We start from the raw sequence: 676 nt of genomic DNA on the forward strand, positions 1-676 counted from the left end.
AGGGGACCGGCGCACCCATCTCCCTTGTGGAAAAATCGTTTACTAGCGGTATGCTATCGATCTGCTGGCGCGTTCTCGTCGCGCCGAAGGAGATCCCCGTGCATCAAGAGTACAAGAGCCTCACTCGTGCCGCGATCGCCGAAGCGATCAAGAAAAACCTAGGGATATCTTCCACCAAGGCCAATCACATGGTCGATGCGATCATTGAGGAGATGGCCGCTGCTCTCGAACGTGGCGAGAACGTGAAGATTGCCGGCTTCGGCACGTTCCTGCTGAACGATAAGGGGCCGCGGGTCGGACGCAACCCGAAGACTGGCAAGGAGGCGGTTGTAGGCGCGAGGCGCGTCGTCACCTTTAACCCGAGCACCATCCTGCGAGCGCGCGTCGCTCCCTTGTTGGACTGATCTCAGATCAGCGACCTGCTCTGCAACGCGATCGCCATGCTGCGCGGCTTCACACTGCCGCGTGGACGGTTCGCGCGCATTTTTGGCATTTGATCGGGTGCGGCGCTATGGACGCGGTCGGCGTCGCGGACTCGGGCCGAAAGAGCGGCAGTCTGAGCCTGGGCGGATCGGAACGGCTTCTTCATTGACCTTGCTGTTGCGCGGCGATCTGGACGAGAAAGCGCGACAATCAAGATGAGAATCCGGTGTGTCGGGATCGGCGTAGGGCGTAG

At 60.7% G+C, this 676-nt stretch carries 2 protein-coding genes; one reads left to right on the forward strand and one right to left on the reverse strand.

Annotated features, from left to right (window positions below; translation table 11 throughout):
* The first annotated feature begins 50 nt into the window (after nucleotides 1-50).
* Entirely contained in the window at nucleotides 51-404 is a 354-nt protein-coding gene (locus HWN72_RS30770; RefSeq protein WP_248006504.1) for an integration host factor subunit alpha, read from the forward strand.
* A 2-nt stretch (nucleotides 405-406) separates the two neighbouring features.
* Here HWN72_RS30770 and HWN72_RS30775 read toward each other — a convergent pair.
* A partial coding sequence (locus tag HWN72_RS30775) for a hypothetical protein (RefSeq protein WP_211152336.1) occupies nucleotides 407-676 on the reverse strand: 270 nt, incomplete at its 5' end.

Origin of the sequence: Novosphingobium sp. HR1a (genome assembly GCF_015594425.1) — a bacterium.
GTDB classification, from domain to species: domain Bacteria; phylum Pseudomonadota; class Alphaproteobacteria; order Sphingomonadales; family Sphingomonadaceae; genus Novosphingobium; species Novosphingobium resinovorum_A.